This window comes from Candidatus Oscillochloris fontis (assembly GCF_004138135.1).
Lineage (GTDB): Bacteria > Chloroflexota > Chloroflexia > Chloroflexales > Chloroflexaceae > Oscillochloris > Oscillochloris fontis.
Genome location: NZ_RYFD01000013.1, coordinates 1 through 15645, shown reverse-complemented (window position 1 = coordinate 15645; position 15645 = coordinate 1). Strand labels below are relative to the sequence as shown.

Annotated in this window: 11 protein-coding genes and 1 pseudogene; 1 reads left to right on the top strand and 11 read right to left on the bottom strand. The window is 56.4% G+C overall.

Going from position 1 to position 15645, the window contains the following annotated elements; translation table 11 throughout:
• Window positions 1-173 precede the first annotated feature (173 nt).
• The 5 genes from EKD03_RS07055 to EKD03_RS07035 all read right to left on the bottom strand — a co-directional run bounded on the left by EKD03_RS07055 (window position 174) and on the right by EKD03_RS07035 (window position 5221).
• Window positions 174-545 carry a hypothetical protein gene (locus EKD03_RS07055; protein WP_129629015.1) on the bottom strand — a complete coding sequence of 124 codons (372 nt, stop codon included), beginning with the start codon at window positions 543-545 and terminating at the stop codon, window positions 174-176.
• A 27-nt stretch (window positions 546-572) separates the two neighbouring features.
• Window positions 573-1496 (bottom strand): 4Fe-4S binding protein, encoded by a 924-nt coding sequence (locus EKD03_RS07050; RefSeq protein WP_129629013.1) that lies wholly within the window; start codon window positions 1494-1496, stop codon window positions 573-575.
• 122 nt (window positions 1497-1618) lie between these two features.
• A complete protein-coding gene (locus EKD03_RS07045) occupies window positions 1619-2335 on the bottom strand; it encodes a DUF2202 domain-containing protein (RefSeq protein ID WP_161569203.1) in 717 nt (238 codons plus the stop codon).
• A 108-nt stretch (window positions 2336-2443) separates the two neighbouring features.
• Window positions 2444-4597, bottom strand: coding sequence for a CDC48 family AAA ATPase (locus EKD03_RS07040; RefSeq protein ID WP_129629009.1), 2154 nt, complete (start codon window positions 4595-4597; stop codon window positions 2444-2446).
• 87 nt (window positions 4598-4684) lie between these two features.
• Window positions 4685-5221, bottom strand: coding sequence for an Hsp20/alpha crystallin family protein (locus tag EKD03_RS07035; RefSeq protein WP_129629007.1), 537 nt, complete (start codon window positions 5219-5221; stop codon window positions 4685-4687).
• Window positions 5222-5483: 262 nt separating this feature from the next.
• Here EKD03_RS07035 and EKD03_RS07030 point away from each other — a divergent pair, with 262 nt between their 5' ends.
• Window positions 5484-6401: a DUF4405 domain-containing protein gene (locus EKD03_RS07030; RefSeq protein WP_129629005.1), complete on the top strand. Its 918-nt coding sequence runs from the start codon at window positions 5484-5486 to the stop codon at window positions 6399-6401.
• 25 nt (window positions 6402-6426) lie between these two features.
• Here EKD03_RS07030 and EKD03_RS07025 read toward each other — a convergent pair whose 3' ends face one another.
• The 6 genes and pseudogenes from EKD03_RS07025 to EKD03_RS19045 all read right to left on the bottom strand — a co-directional run.
• The gene (locus EKD03_RS07025; RefSeq protein ID WP_129629003.1) at window positions 6427-6861 is read right to left on the bottom strand and encodes a cupin domain-containing protein; all 435 of its coding nucleotides are present in this window, start codon (window positions 6859-6861) and stop codon (window positions 6427-6429) included.
• 192 nt (window positions 6862-7053) lie between these two features.
• Window positions 7054-8016, bottom strand: a complete 963-nt coding sequence (locus EKD03_RS07015; RefSeq protein ID WP_129629001.1) for a hypothetical protein — start codon at window positions 8014-8016, stop codon at window positions 7054-7056.
• A gap of 7 nt (window positions 8017-8023) precedes the next feature.
• Complete coding sequence (locus EKD03_RS07010) at window positions 8024-9202, bottom strand: DUF3696 domain-containing protein (RefSeq protein WP_129628999.1); 1179 nt, start codon at window positions 9200-9202, stop codon at window positions 8024-8026.
• Entirely contained in the window at window positions 9202-10668 is a 1467-nt protein-coding gene (locus EKD03_RS07005) for a GmrSD restriction endonuclease domain-containing protein (RefSeq protein ID WP_202976774.1), read from the bottom strand. Before EKD03_RS07005 ends, EKD03_RS07010 begins: the two co-directional genes overlap by 1 nt.
• A 134-nt stretch (window positions 10669-10802) precedes the next feature.
• A complete protein-coding gene (locus EKD03_RS07000) occupies window positions 10803-14489 on the bottom strand; it encodes a CHAT domain-containing protein (protein WP_161569202.1) in 3687 nt (1228 codons plus the stop codon).
• Between the two features lie 360 nt (window positions 14490-14849).
• A pseudogene (locus EKD03_RS19045) lies at window positions 14850-15560 on the bottom strand (hypothetical protein); the annotation flags it as partial.
• Between the last annotated feature and the right edge of the window lie 85 nt (window positions 15561-15645).

The following is a 15645-nucleotide window of genomic DNA, read 5'->3' as shown; positions in this document are numbered from 1 at the left end:
CCCCAGACCCCAATATTTGTTGCTCTTTGGCGACTTCGAGCACGAAGAAGCCTTGGGACAGTCTGGAAGCGAGGGCGTCTCGCCCGCGTATCCGCTGAGGGCGGGACGCCCTGACTCCCAGGGCTTTTTCGCGCTAAGAAAGAGCTTCGGGATTCGTCGTGACACGCTCCTTTCTAAGGAGCGATCTGGGTACTCAGCCAGTCACGCAGAGCAGTAATAGAGAAATTAGGTGCTATCTCCTCTAAATCCTTGAGCGGAGTACTTAATGGAGTCGCCTCTGGAATACCAAACTGATGGTAGAGGCTAGCTTGATCTATAGGGTAGGCATCAAGGACTGCTTGAATGGTCATCCAGCCTTTGATAGTGGCGGGGTCAGTGCCGCTCAGTTGTACCGGCACCCCATTTGGGGTGAACTTGCCGGAGACCGACCAGAGGCCGCTGGCTTGAGCGATCAGGATGCTGCCGAAGAAGAGGCCCAGCACGAGGGCGGCGTAGACGAGGCCAGGGACGTGGAGGCTGCGGCGGGCGGGTGTGGGTATATTCATGGTGGGTTCCTCATCCTCTGTTCTGCGCTACTGCTTGGGCGTGACGACCGAGGGCGTACCTGGTACGGCAAGACGCATATCAATCGCCTCGGTTCGGGAGCAATCACTCACACACTTCATACATCCGATGCAGCGCATGTCGGTGACGACACCTGCATGGGCTACATCAATACCCATCGGGCAGTGCTGGGTGCAAAGGCCACACTGGTTGCACGCGCTTTTGGATATCTCAATCCGAAAGGGGCTGAAGCGTCCAAGCAGGCTGATCGTTGCGCCAAGTGGGCATGCGTACCGGCACCAAGCTCGATCAACAAAGAAGGAGGCCACCAGCGAGGCGATCAGGATATAGGTTCCCACCGTCACCTGGAGTTCGGCAATGCTCAACAGCGCCGACCAGGGATCGTAGTCGCGGAAGACCATGCTGCCATAAGCGATGGTGGCCCCGATGATCCAGGCCAGTACCACATAACGCCCATAGCTCAGGGCTTTGTCAATACGCTGGCCGAGGGTTGGGCCAGTGTAGGCATCGCGCTTTGTGCGCGGGTTCAGATGCTGGTTGAGGGAGTGCATCGCCCGCCCAAAGGGCCGAATGCGGCGCTGGAGCCAGCGGCTCACGCTCTGAATCCACTCCTGGATGGTGCCAAATGGGCAGATCCAGCCGCAGAAGGCACCACGGGCGATCACGCTGGTGATGACCACGGCCAGGAAGATCGCCAGATTGGAGAGGTGGGTGTGGGCGATGGTGCTCCCGCCTGTGAGATAGCTGTAGAGGGTCTCAAGACCCCCAAACGGGCAGAAGGCTTCGGGAGAGGCACTGGCATCGCCAAGAACAAGGTGTTGCGTCGCAACGACGATAATAAATCCGACTACGGCGAGTTGAACGAGGTGTCGGAGGCTCTGGAGCATGCGGAGGCGGGTCGAGGTTTGGTGGGAATGGGTCGGCGTTTGCATGAGGGACAACTCCTTACACTATGATCTGCTCCGAGCATAGCGCAGAAGTATGGATAACTCATGGAGATGAAGTGGAGATGTGGGGGAAGTAGGGGCGATGGTTCGCCCCTACTCAGTGGTAATTATGGGCGACCGCGCCGCCCGTTGCCGCGCCCATTACTATTGCCCGACCCATTGGTGTTCTCAGCATTCATAATCGCCTGATAGCTCGCAGCATCCAGGTACTGGGGCTGGTAGGTGCTGCCGGTCTGCGCTTCCCACTGGCGCACAAACGCCCGCAGGTGATTCTCCGAGCCTGCAACCAGATTCTGGAAGACCTGGGTGATGTCCGCTGGGGTGGTCGCAGTCAGGTGCTGCTGGAGGTCAAGGATGTCAATCTCCTCAATTGCCGCGCCAACCGCGAGCGCCTCGCTGAGTGAGATCTGGCCTCGCGCCACAAGCTGGGTGTAGAGGGCTTGCAGATCCGGGTTGTTAAATTCACCCGCAGCCGTTGTTGCCGCCGGGTCACTCAGACCATAGCGGTCAAGCAGGGTCTTGAGGGCGTCCATGTGGGTCTGCTCACTGGCCGCAATATTCTCGAAGATCGGCAGTGACCATGTCTGGCCGAGGAAGAGATAGACATCGCGAGCGAGTTTCTCCTCCTCGCGCATATAGATCAGAGCTTCGGCATCCTCGGCAGAGAGCGCAGTGGGCGGGGACGTGGTTGCCACCGGACGGGCGACCTGGGCGAGATCAGGCGGCGCGGATTGGGCGAAGGCATTGGTGACGAAAGGCAGGGCGAGTAGGGCAATGATGAGGCCGGCAATACCGGCAATGATGAAACTGAAGGTACGTTTCATGATGGTTCTCCGCTGCATATGGCCCAGAATTCCTGGGCGGGTATCTCGATAGTTCTAGGATAGCAGCGGAGTGTGGAGGATCTGTGGAGTCATGATGGAACAACGATGCTATTCACGCTGCTCGGCAAACGCGGCCACGAAGTGGCGGCGGGCGACACGCAGGGTACCAAAGCTGATCGTTGCTTCGCCCGTCTCCGGGTCGCTCATCTGGTGCTGATCGAGATACTCACGGATGGCCAACAGCGCGGCCTTGTGGCACAAGCCCTCCAGATCGGCCCCGACGTAGTTTTGGGTCTCCTGCGCGAGCAGTTCCAGATTGACATCGGCCTCCAGGGGTATGTTGCGCGTCTGCACGCCGAGAATGGCCTGGCGCACCGCTGCATCAGGCAGCGGCATCTCAACCAGGAAGTCGAAGCGACCGGGGCGCTGGAGGGCCGGGTCTACCATATCAATCCGGTTGGTAGCCGCCAGCACCACCACCCCCTTGAGGGCTTCAATCCCATCCAGTTCGGTGAGTAGCTGGCTCACCACACGCTCGGTGACGCCGCTGTCGCCACCACCACGCGGCGGAGCGATAGCGTCAATCTCATCAAAGAAGATGATACACGGGGCGGCTTGGCGCGCCTTGCGGAAGATCTCGCGCACCCCGCGCTCCGACTCGCCCACCCAGCGGTTGAGCAGTTCTGGCCCCTTGACCGAGATGAAGTTGGCTTCGCTCTCGCGTGCCAAGGCCTTGGCCAGCAATGTCTTGCCGGTACCGGGCGGGCCATAGAGTAGCACCCCCTTGGGCGTGCGTACCCCAATGTGCTCAAAGGCACGCGCATGGCGCAACGGCCACTCCACCGCCTCGATCAGCAAGCGGCGCACATCCTCCAAGCCGCCCACATCCTCCCAGGTCACATCGGGGATCTCGGTAAAGACCTCGCGGATAGCGGATGGCTCGATGTCGGCCAGGGCCGCCGCGAAGTCATCGGGGAGGACTTCGAGCGCCATGAGTTTGTCGTAGGGGATCTGGGCTTGGCTGAAATCAATATCGGGCAGCAGGCGGCGCAGTGCGCCCATGGCCGCCTCGCGACAGAGCGCTTGCAGATCGGCCCCGACAAAGCCGTGAGTCACACTGGCCAAGCGGTCCAGATTAACCTCAGCAGCCAGCGGCATGCCACGGGTATGGATCTCTAAAATCTCAGCGCGCCCGTCCTTGTCGGGGACATTAATACTGATCTCGCGGTCGAAGCGACCGGGGCGACGCAGCGCCGGATCGAGGCTATTGGGCAGGTTGGTGGCGGCAATGACGATCACATTCCCGCGTGATTCGAGGCCATCCATGAGCGCCAACAACTGCGCGACAACGCGCCGCTCAACTTGGCGGTCGCCACTCAGATCCTCGCGTTTAGGCGCAATCGCATCAATCTCATCAATAAAGATAATTGCCGGAGCGCGTTTGCGGGCATCCTCGAAGATACCGCGCAGATTGGCCTCGGAAGCCCCATAGAGCTTATCAATAATCTCCGGGCCATTGATGGTCACAAAATGGGCACTCGTCTCATTCGCCACCGCCCGTGCAATCAGGGTTTTGCCCGAACCGGGCGGACCATAGAGCAGCACCCCCTTGGGGGCATCAATCCCCAGGCGCTCAAAGACCTCCGGGTAGCGCAGGGGCAACTCAATCATCTCGCGGATGCGCCGCGTCTCACGACGCAACCCACCGATATCCTCATAGGTCAGGGTACCCCTAGCGCGCTCGCGACCGCCCTTCTCGCCTGAAACACGGATGAGCGTGGTCGGACTGATCAGCACCGGGCCGGATGGGTTGGTCTCCAGCACACTAAACGTCTGAGCGCGGGTACCAAACAGGTTGACGCGCAGCAGATCGCCACTGATCACCGGAATACCATCGAGCAACTTGGCCAAATAGCGCGCCTGGGCGGCGACTTGGCTGGCGCGTATCCCCTCGGTAGGTGCCAAAACCAACCCCCGTGCTGGTTGGGTCTTCACGGGCTGGATCGTCACCCGTTCATCAAGACTGGCCCCGGCATTCAGGCGCACAATCCCATCGGCCTGGATGAGACCCTGACCACGCTGATCGGCATAGGCGGGCATAGCGCGGGCGACCGTGGTGCGCTTGCCGGTGATCTGGATGACATCGCCGATACGGATACCGAGTTGATCCAGGTTTTGCGGATCGAAGCGCACGAGGCCGCGCCCAACATCCTTGGGCAGCGCCTCGACGATCCGTAGGGAAAGGTTGGTCTGATTTGACATCGTGAGTTCCTAATGACAATAGGGGCGAAGCATCGCTCATATATATTCTGGGGAGCACGAACTGGGTTAGTGAGCGATGCTTCGCCCCTACGCCTTGGTCAACCGTAACTCCAGAATCCCATTGGTATAGGTCTGCTGGAGCGAATCGGGATGCACCGCTGCCGAGAGCAAAATCTCCTTGGTATAGCGGCGCTCGCCAGACGTGGTGATACTGAGGATATCATCATTCAGATCAACCTGGATCTGGGCGGCATTCACCCCTGGCAACTCAGCAACAATGAGGATCTCCGCCCCCTCATCGAAGATATCCACCAGTGGCTCGCGCACATCACTCACCACCGGCCCCTCTTCCGTCTTGCGGATGTTGCCGAAAGGCTGAATACGTGGCGGGCCACCGATAGCACTGCGGATGGTGAAGCCATACACACCGCGTGCTTGATCGCCCATGCCCTTCACCTGAAACTCCGCCGAACGACTGACCTCACCCTGGGTCGCTTGGGCCTTATCGGTCAGATCGGCGAGCACATTGAGCATATCACCCAGATTCTTAAAGATCCCGCCCAAGCCAAGATCGAGGCCAAAATTCGCCTTCGTCGGCTCTTGCTCATCTTTTTTGTCAGTCATGGTATGGTTCCTCCGATGGATGAAATACACACCGCAGCGTGCGTTGCTCACTTCATTGTACGGTATTGGGGGCGAGTTCGCATGATCTCTGGTGGAGGTTTGCAGGGCATGTGCAAATTTACCTCCGGTGGGGGTTCGGGGCGGCAAGCCGCCCCCGAAGATCTTCTACATTCCATCTTCACAACTTCTGAAATAGTGGATGGTACAACTACACATACAACCTACATCGAATAGTTCAAAGACACGAAAGATACACTGCACCATGAAAGCAAGCCCTACCACTAAATGGATCACCGACGCCATCCTCCTCGTGGGGTATTGTGTTGCCGTATGGCTCGACCTCACCGGCTTGGAGTTGCACCAGTGGCTTGGCGTGGGTGTGGTACTCCTGGCGGGGTACCACATGCTCACCCACATGGATTGGGTCAGCGCCGTTACGCGGCGCCTCTTCAGCAAGACCAACCCGCGTGTGCGGCTCTACTACCTGATCAATGTACTGATGCTGGGCAGTTTTGCCGCCATCGGCATCACCGGGATACTCATCTCCACCTGGCTCAACCTGACGCTAGAGAGCATGGCGCTCCTCATAGCGATCCACAAATGGACGGCCTATCTGACGCTGGCCGTAGTAGGGATCAAACTGGCGCTACATTGGCGCTGGATCGTGAATGTTGCGGGCAAACTCGTAGCCACGCCCGCCGCACGCCAACCGGCAACAGCCGAGGTGGTTGGGCGCACCTATACCCGACGTGAAGTACTTAAACTGATGGGCGTCGCGGCACTCTCCAGCGTAGCCGGAGTGGGCGTGCTGGGCAAAGCGCTAAACGCGCTGCAAATGCAAGATACTGAAGTGGCGAGCGCCGCAGAGAGTCTGGCCACCAGCACCGCCACGAGCGCCCCAGCCGTACCGACTGCGGTGCCGGTAGTCGCCGCGCCAGCCAGCGTAGCGAGCGAGGTGCCGGTAGTGGCGGTACCGACCGAGGTGCCAACTGCGGTGCCCGTAGTCGCCGCACCGACTGCTGTGCCCGTAGTCGCCGTGCCGACTGCTGTGCCCGTAGTCGCCGCGCCGGTTGCCTGTAGGACTTGCCGACGCCGCAAGCACTGCGCGTACCCCGGCGACTGCCGCGATTATGTGGACACGAACGGGAACGGACGTTGCGACCTGGGCGAGTGTGGGTGATGGGGGAGTAGCTATCAGTTAAAGGTCATTGCGTTGGGAAATCGGGAGCGTTCTTCTCCGAATCTGATGAGTCGGAGAAGAGCGCTTTATGAGCAACAATAACCTTATCCTGAGGATTTGACGGTGCTTTAAGCAGGAGTATTCGAGTATCTGCGATAACTTCTAGAATGATATGCGGTATATGTGGTCGGACCAACAAGAGATGTCCAGGTGAAACATCTATGATTTCAGTATCAATTTGAATTTTCATATACCCACTTAGTACCAGATAATATTCTTCAGTCTTTACATGTAAGTGGTACTGATCTGCACTATCTACGTGTTGAAGATGTAGATAACCGACCTCGATATTCGAACTATATGCTCCATGGGTTTCGGGCAAGAATGAACCGACAAACCATTTACGGCCACTTCTCGCTTCTTCCTCCAGATTAAATAAAGTATACCCTGAGTGAGTCATTTAGTTCCTCCTGAAAACCACGTTTGTATAGACAAACATCGCCTATTGTACCAGAGAAATGCAGTGGTTGTAGTGAATGATCTTGTCGTCTATTAAAGATATTCCACGAGCGGCTCGCGCACATCACTCACCACCGGCCCCTCCTCCGTCTTGCGGATGTTTCCAAAATTTACACGTGCTGCAACCTTTAGCCTACTTCTTGGTCAGCTTTTCGCCGATGTAGGCAACATACAAGGGCGTATGGCTCTGAATTGGATAACTGAAGTGGATACGAAATTGTATCGGTCGTTTCACCTTGCCATGCCAGAAACAGATCAACTCATGACCATCTGGGTCTTTGAAGGTCATTGCGTTACGGAAAACGGGATCATTCTTCTCCGAATCTGATGAGTCGGAGAAGAGCGCCTTATCACGTCGAAAGAAATTATCTATCAACTCCTCTCCGGCGGCAGTACGCTGGCCCTCTGCATCAAAGCAGGTTTTGAGCCGATTCAGCACATCGAGCAGCACAAAACTTCGCTCCACCAAGTACGGAGAGAACGTGGTTCCTTTGAGGTAATCTTCTAATCCAGGAAGAAACGTGAGGTGGGGAAAACGTCCGGGGAGTTGGGCAATAAAATCATTCCAACTTTCCGGAGGCTGACGGTAGGATTCGAGCAGACATTGGAGTTGTTCTGGCTCGCAACAATTGGGTAATGCGCAACTCTCCACACTACCATCATCATGGTGCCAGTGTACACTGATTGGTGTATGCTGGTATGTTGAAGGTGCAAAACTGATCAACCCGGCAGATAAGCCTTGAAAATGGCGGGTTGCTGCCTCACCAATAGCCTCATCGGTGACAAGCGTATCATCGCTCAGGGCAAGGTATTCATTAGGGTTGCGTAAGAGATCATCTTCGACAAATGGCCCACGCTTATTAAGCCACTCCATAATCAGCATAACGAAATTGCGATCACGATTCGCTTGCACTGCTTGGCGAAAGTCTGCTTGGGGCGTGACTTGACGCTCAATGATCGAGCGTGGAACACGCAACGTTCGTTGGTAATTGGCGGCGCAGGTGCGGCAGGCGAGTACGTCATCGAGTGAGCGCCGAAATGCTTGATAATCACCGAACTGACCGTGGAGCGAGAGATCATTGACGAAGAGATCCACAGTGTACCTACCATCCAATCAGCGAGCCGACATCCTTCTCATACTGGTCGAAGAAGTCTGGCGGCCATGAATCGAGATTGCCCTGAGCATCAATAACTGGAGAGATGACCTGCGGACGCTTCCCGCTACCATCACGCGACTGAAAGAAGTGGATTGCCACCTGATCTGGCCTGAGGATTGCTTCCCCTTCTACCCCTTTGACCGCCCTACGGATACCGTTCAAAATATGGTCGCTGTGGGTCTCAATGATCACCTGCGCACCAGTAGCCGCTGCCCTAGCCAGAAAGAGACCCATCGCTGATTGTCCAGCCGGGTGAAGATGTAACTCAGGGTTCTCAATCATCACGAGCGGAGCAACCTGTGAATCGCGTTGGGCAAGGCCAACGGCTCCGAGGCATGCGGTAATCACCGGTAGTACATGGCTCAGGCCATAGCCCACATTCACTGGGCGGTGGTAGTTGGTGGCGGTACTAGTTCGCAGCCGCATCACCAACAGATTGGTTCGTGGGAGGCGTTCAATCTCAAATCCGCTCCCAGGGAAGAAGGCATCGAGCCACGCCTCCACCTGACGCTTGAGGATTGGTGTTGCACTAGGGTGACACATCGCACCAGGGATCACCAGATCTTCATAGGTATCAATAAACCATGGCGTGTACTCACCGCGTGCGCCAACGCCTGTCTGCTGTGTGCAGCTACTGGCTTGGTAGGTTTCGCGGGGGCCAATACGATCTGCTGAAATATAGGTCAGGCCCTGGAGGGTTTGGAGCAACCCGCTTGGCGGCCCAGGCATACTGAGAAAGGTTCGCGTATGCTCGTGATCAAGTTGCCCGCGAGTATCTTCCGTCTCCCACCGAATGGCGGCAAACGGCGCGATTAACTCGTTAGCCTCAACCTGCATCCGCCAATGGATCGCGCCTTCACTATGCTCGATCTTAATCGTAAAGCTATCGCGTCCAGTGATCTTATCAACAATCTCATCAGCGCTGCCGAGCGAGACATCCTTGCCATTCAGTACCAACCCTGGGCTACCTGGATTCTCGGTCATGGTCTGATGCAGCAGCGCCAGCGACTGAATAACGGTTGATTTACCCGAAGCATTCAGTCCACTCAGCAGGGTGAGTGGCGCCAGGGGCAGTCGGAGTTGCTCAAAACATTTGAAGTGCCTAAGAATGATCTGTTGAAGCATTATGCCACCTCAATATCCGCTGGAAGGTCAGCGTGGATGTTTTTGATCGCCTCAAATCGCTCGGTAACTTGGCGCAGGCCATTGGTGGCGTTGGTAATTGCGACCTGAAAATCGGGGTTACGCAGCAGGAGATAAAAACGCTGATGGAACTCTTCAGTATGTTGAGCCACAAATTGCTCGCTATAGCGAGTCATCAGCACCGAATAGATATCGAAGAGGGCGATATTGATCACATTGCGGTTAGCATGAGGATCGGTATGTTTACGGAAGGCATGGCGCTGAAAGATCTGGTAGTTGTTACGCATACTCCGTTGGAATGGCTTGGTAAGATGATCGGCGATCCAGCTTGGAGGCTGGGTATTGATCATCTTGAGTGTTCGCGCCAGGAATCCATCCATATCGCTGCTGCTCTGCCGGTAGCCCTCAACACCAAAGAGCAAAAATGCACAGAAGCGATTGATCGCCTCACGGTCGCGCATCGTACTGCTATTCAGGCTGCCACCAGTAGCTTGCAGGAAGTCGGCACTCTGCGCCTGCTCCTTGAGCCAGCGGGTAGCGGGGCCAACATAGAGGCTATTACGCATCTGCTGGCGACTAAGTGGTACACCACTATTCACCCGGTCGAAGATATCCAGACGTGCCCGTTCAGGCACCTTCGCATCAATCAGATAGAGAATGAGTTGCGTATCTTCGATCCGATTTTGGAGCTTAGCTGGCAGATCATTGAAGCGCATACCATTGAGGCGCTGACTTTCACGATACTCATTCGGCTCACCACTATCAGTACCCAAGCCACGCAGCACCAGATCATTATTCAAGAAGCGCTGAAGAGTGGAGAGGCGTTGAAGCCCATCAACGACAATCACTTTACCCTCGTCATTTTCGGCCAGATAAAAGACCGGTAGCGGAATACGCATCAGCGTCGACTCAATAAGTTTGCTCTGTTTCGCCTCATCCCAGACAAAATCGCGCTGAAAATCGGGGTTAAGGATAAAATGGCCCCGCTCCATACGCCGAAGCACATCAAAAACTGTGCGCTGCTCTGAGCGAATAAGCAAACTATCAATCGGGTAATTGCCCAAATCGAAGGTTGTGGTATCAAACCCTTCGGGCAAAATCTCGCCACTCGTTACTTTCGTCGGCGCAATACCATCACGCGCCAGATCATCGCGGATAGAATCCACATAGGCTTGGCCGGTTTCGGTAATTTGCCACCGAGCAATACTTGGGTCATAGGGATAGACATAGCCACGTTCAACCGCAGCGCGGCTGATCAGGCTACGCAGCGTATCGCGCCCCTGCTGGGAGAGTATAGCCCCGCCCATATAACGCTCGATAGCATAGTAGAGATCCCGCACCACCGACTCACCACCACGGCTAACCATCTCCAGAAGGGCAATATCGAGCTGACGTTGGGTAGACAATCCTGCTTCAGCGGCGGTCATCTCTTGAATATCAGTACTCATATAGGTTGTTTTCTGATAGCCTGTGTTGACGAGGACAGTATAGCAAATAATAGCGGAGGGTGGGTAGGTATCTGGCGGGTTCTATTGCAATCACAATGTAGAAGACAAGGCGGCGGTGATGTCAGAAGGAAGGCTTATGGTGTGTCGTCCGGGAGATCTTCAACCATGACCCCCAGAGCGCGCAGCGCCGCTTTAGCGCGGGCGATCCCGGCTCGTGCCTCTGTGGCACCGTGCATAATATGCGGAGGGGCATAGGCTGTACCGAAGACCGCAAGCTGTTGCAGGTAGTGGCCCAGGGTGCGCCGATGGGTCGCCAAGAGGGTGTGCTGGTGGGTGATGGCTTCGGATTGCGCCCCCGCCGGGGCGGGCGGGTTGCCAGAGTTCCTGCCAATGATGCTGCCTACGCTGCCGCCGCTGATCGTGATCTGCTGCACTGTGCCGATAGCGATGTTTGGCGTGGGTGCGGCGACAGGCAGCTCCGCCCGCCACAACGCCCCGTCCCGCACCGCCATCCAGAGCGTCGGCATCCACCAATCGGGGTACTGGTGCAGCGCGGCGCGTGCCGCCGCCAGGGCACGGTCAATCTGGCCGTCGCGGCGCAACTCGGTGAAGAGGCGCGGCGTCAGTTGGGACACCAGGGTCATCGGCACATTGCCCTGGATCGCGATCACCGCGCCCACTCCAGCACGGGCCAACTGCGGGCCAAGCGCCGCCAACATCGCATAGGTGTCGCCCGCCCCCTGGCACGAAGCGAGCACCACCAGCAGCGGGCGGCGGGTCAGCGCGGTGATCTTCTGCACCAGCGCCGCCCCAGCGGTGGGCTGGTACGCCCCGCTACCATCCATCTCCAGGAAAAGGTACGGTTCGCCCTTGGTCAATGTACCGTGGCACACGAGGTAGAGAATGCTGACCTCCTCGCGCAATGCGGCGGCGATGCTGGCCAGACTCGCCAGTGGGCGACCTTCCCGGCCATCCAGGATCGTGGCGCGCAGATCGCCCAGGCCGCGCTGGGCGCGTTGCACCTCAGCGGCAACATCCACCTGCGCCATCTGGTATTTGTGCAGATCCGGGTTGGCCACCGCAATGACCGCGTGCAGGGTGGGTTTGGCCGGGGCCTGCACCTCGGCCAAGCTCGCAGTGTCCATGAAGCGCGACAAGGGCGTGCGTTCACTGGAGGCCAGCGGCGTACTATCCACGGGGTCACGCAACAACTCCCAGCGGATAGCGTGCAGCCCATCATCGCCCATCAGCACGAGGCGCACTCGCACCGGCTGGCCCGCGTCGGCAAAGCCGCGCACCCGCTGCCAACCCTCGCGCAGCGCCGGCGCAAAGACCATCGCGGTCAGGGCAACTCCGTAAGCATCGGGGATGGTGGTGAGCGCACGCAGCGCCACCGCATCGAGGGGGATCGGTTCGGGTGGCACGAGATCGGCGCGGCGGTTGGGCAACTCAGCCCGCAGGGCGGCGGTGGTTGCCCCATCAGCAGTACGGGTGATCGTGAGTTCAATATTGAGAGAAGAGTGCAAAGAGTCGGTAAAATTATTAAGAATAGTTATAGTATCAGGATGATTGGCTCCTAGTACTGCTTTATTGATTGCCAAAGCGCGATCATACAGTGGCTGAACTTCTGCATAATCGCCTACTGCTTCTAGGAGTACCGCTAGGTTATTCAAGCTTTGGGCGGTCTGGGGATGCCTTGAACCAAGGGTCGCCTCGTGAATCGCCAGAGCGCGTTCTAACAGAGGGCGTGCCGCCGCGTAGTCCCCTATTGCGCGGAAGATCTCGGCCAAGTTGTTAAGGCTAGTAGCGGTAGTGGGATGGGTCGGGCCAAGAGTCGCCTCGTGAATCTCAAGAGCACGCTGGAAGAGCGGGCGGGCGATGGCGTAGTCACCTTCTGAGTAATACAGTAAGGCAAGGTTGTTGATGCTTATGGCAGTAGCGGGATGGCTGGGGCCGAGCACCGCCTCGCGAATGGACAGGGCTTGATGAAAGAGTGAGTGCGCTTCCGCATACTCTCCCACTGTTTGCAAGAGTGTCGCTAGGTTATTCAGACTTTGAGCAGTCTGGGGGTGACTGGGGCCAAGCACGGCTTCGTGAATCGCCAGGGCACGTTCCAATAGTGGGCGTGCTGCTGCGTAGTCTCCCACTGTTTGCAAAAGTGTCGCTAGGTTATTCAGACTTTGAGCGGTAGTGGGATGGTTTGATCCAAGACTAGACTCGCTGATGGCGAGGGCACGTTCCAATAGTGGGCGCGCTGCATCATAGTCTCCCACTGTCTGCAAGAGTGTTGCGAGGTTGTTCAGACTTTGAGCAGTTTGGGGGTGGCTGGAACCCAGCGTGATTTCGGCTATGGCTAGGGTGCGCTCATAGAGCGGGCGAGCGGCGGCGTAGTCACCTCGCATATCCAAGTGGTAGCCCAAGGCATTGCATAGACTCGCCGCCCGATCATCATTACGCCCGACGGTGTGATCAGTGGCATAGCGCAAGTGGGCGACGATGGTATCCATCGCGGCGGGGTAACCGGTTGCATTCAGTTGGTCTGCGTGATCAATCAGCACATCTTCGATTGCTCCCTGCGCTGCTGGATCGTTCGCGACTTGGCGCACGAAAGCATGCAGCAGGCGATGTAGGGTGAGGGTATCGTGTTCTTGTTCCAATAAGCCGAGAGCCAGCAGGCGGTTCAGTGCATCTTGGGCGTCGAGGTGAGCAGCCTCGTCTGTGCGGTCACCTCCGAGGCTATCCAGTAGCAAATCGGTAGGAAATGGTGCGCCTGGTGCAAACCATACTGCCCGTGCTAGGAGATACAGAGCACCGGCGTCTATTGGGTGAGTAGTATCCAGACGATCATAGCTCATGGCAATGGTGCGAGCGACATGGAGTTCGTGATTGGTTGGCGAGTGGCGGGAGCCACGTCCCATAAGCGAGTGATGATTAATCAGGGCTGTATCGAGTCGTTGCAGGTAGGTTGCTGGTTGCTCCTGGGGGTAGGTGCGCAGGTAATTCCCAGCGAGGTGTAACGCCAGCGGCAGATCACCCAGAACCTCAGCGATCATGTCCGCCTCGTCCTCACTCAGATTTTCACGCAGATTACGCAGCAGGGCGATACTCTCCGTCCGACTGAGGATGCCCATCGGGTAGATCGTCACTGCTGCGCTATGAATCCAGGTTGCATTGCGGCTCGTCACCACCACTCGGCAGCCGCCCGTCGTCGGTCGCCACTGGGTCAGCAGCGACTCGTCTTCGCAGTTGTCGAAGATCAGTAGGCGCGGCAACGCTTCCTGCCACGCAGCAACCACCCGCTGCACCTGATCGTCAATTTTGAGGTCGGCAAAGCCGGAGATGTTGAGCGACATCCCACACGCGGCGATCTCACCGGGAATACCAGCGGGGTCGGCGAAACTGAGCAAGAAGACTCCTCCTGCGAAGAATTGGCCGTAGCGATGGGCAAACTCTATCGCCAACTGGGTTTTACCGATTCCACCAAGACCAGTAATTGTCAGCACTGAGACAATTGCTGCATCAGCCGTCTTGAGCAGTCGCGCGAGAGCAAGTAAATCGGTCTCCTTTCCAACGAATTGGTGATTACGGCTGAAGATACGCGAACTGGGAGGCAGAGGAGCGAGTGGGGCAAGTGTCTCTAGCGGTATTGCTTCGAGCAACTTTTGGGCAGCGGTGGCAGTAACTTGTCGCGGGAGATGTGGGAGTTGGATTGTGATCGAATCTTTACTATTTGAGATAATGGTAATCTGTTCAACAACACCATTTGCATCAAGAGTTTCTAGAATTTGACCAATTCCAGTAATATTCTTTCCCGCGAGCATACGCAGAGCCACAACAAGTACAGGATGTTCAGTCAGAAGATCTATGATTAAATCTAATTCAATAGGTGTAGCACAAAGTTTTTTTAGGGTTCCAATATAACTGTGTAGCTCAGGAGGAAGTGCTTCAACAAGGGAAATGGAAGGTACGGTATATATTTGTGCGGATGATGACCATCCATGTATGCTAAAGCTACTACTACCTACCCGTGCTAGGCGTTCCGCCAATGCACGGTGGGAGCCACCAAATCCATACAACGCTTCAGCCGTTACCATAGCAAAGGGCCGGCGAGGATCATCTTCAGCAAAAGGCTTATCTTCGCTTATCCATGTGCGGAAATCATGTGATTGCCCTAAACGCGAACCAATATAAGCAGAGACAGCGTGTATAACAGTGAATACATCTTCAGATGGAATCAGTGAGCGCAGGCGCTCTCGAACCCCTGGATAGAATTCATAAACAATCTCTTCTGGGTCTGTGGTAGATGCCCTGAGATCTGTGGTACGTTGGATCAAACCACTTAGCCAGACTTCTGCTAGATGGGTAAGATCTGCATTCGGTAACAATGCACGCTGCACTAGGCGAGCCACAGCGAGATTTAGTGGGGCAGCGACTGCAAGCAGACCACTTAAGTACTGAGCCGTAGGCGAAGCACTGCCTAAGAATCGTTGCACAATAGATGCAGCATCTAACTCATCATCGTATTGTGTCTCTTCAAGCAGATCGGGATTGGACTGCATGAAATAGGCGGCAAGTGTGGTTCCAGGGACACCCGCAGCAAATTGAGCCCATTGTGCAACATGGTTCGGCAGAAGATTGAATACTGGTAAGCAAACACTTGTTGCTATGTTTTGAGTACGCCGTAGGCGTCGATGTCGATAGGGTAGACGTCTATTGGGTGTACCTGGTTGACTTGCTAACACCTGCGCTCCTGGCCAAGCCCCAAGTCCACTCCGCTCCCAGCATGATTCAGGTAGTACCTGAATCATGCTCACAAGTCCATAGCGTGCCCATGCTATAAGTGCCTCTGCCATTGCACCACTGCGCCAAGCAATACCAACCCCATCACTGATTAAAAGTAGGGGGTTGTGCTAGTTGAAAATTGGTTCATAGCAGGTCTGGGAGGTTGACCAAAGACCTCCGGTGTGGTATGGCTGG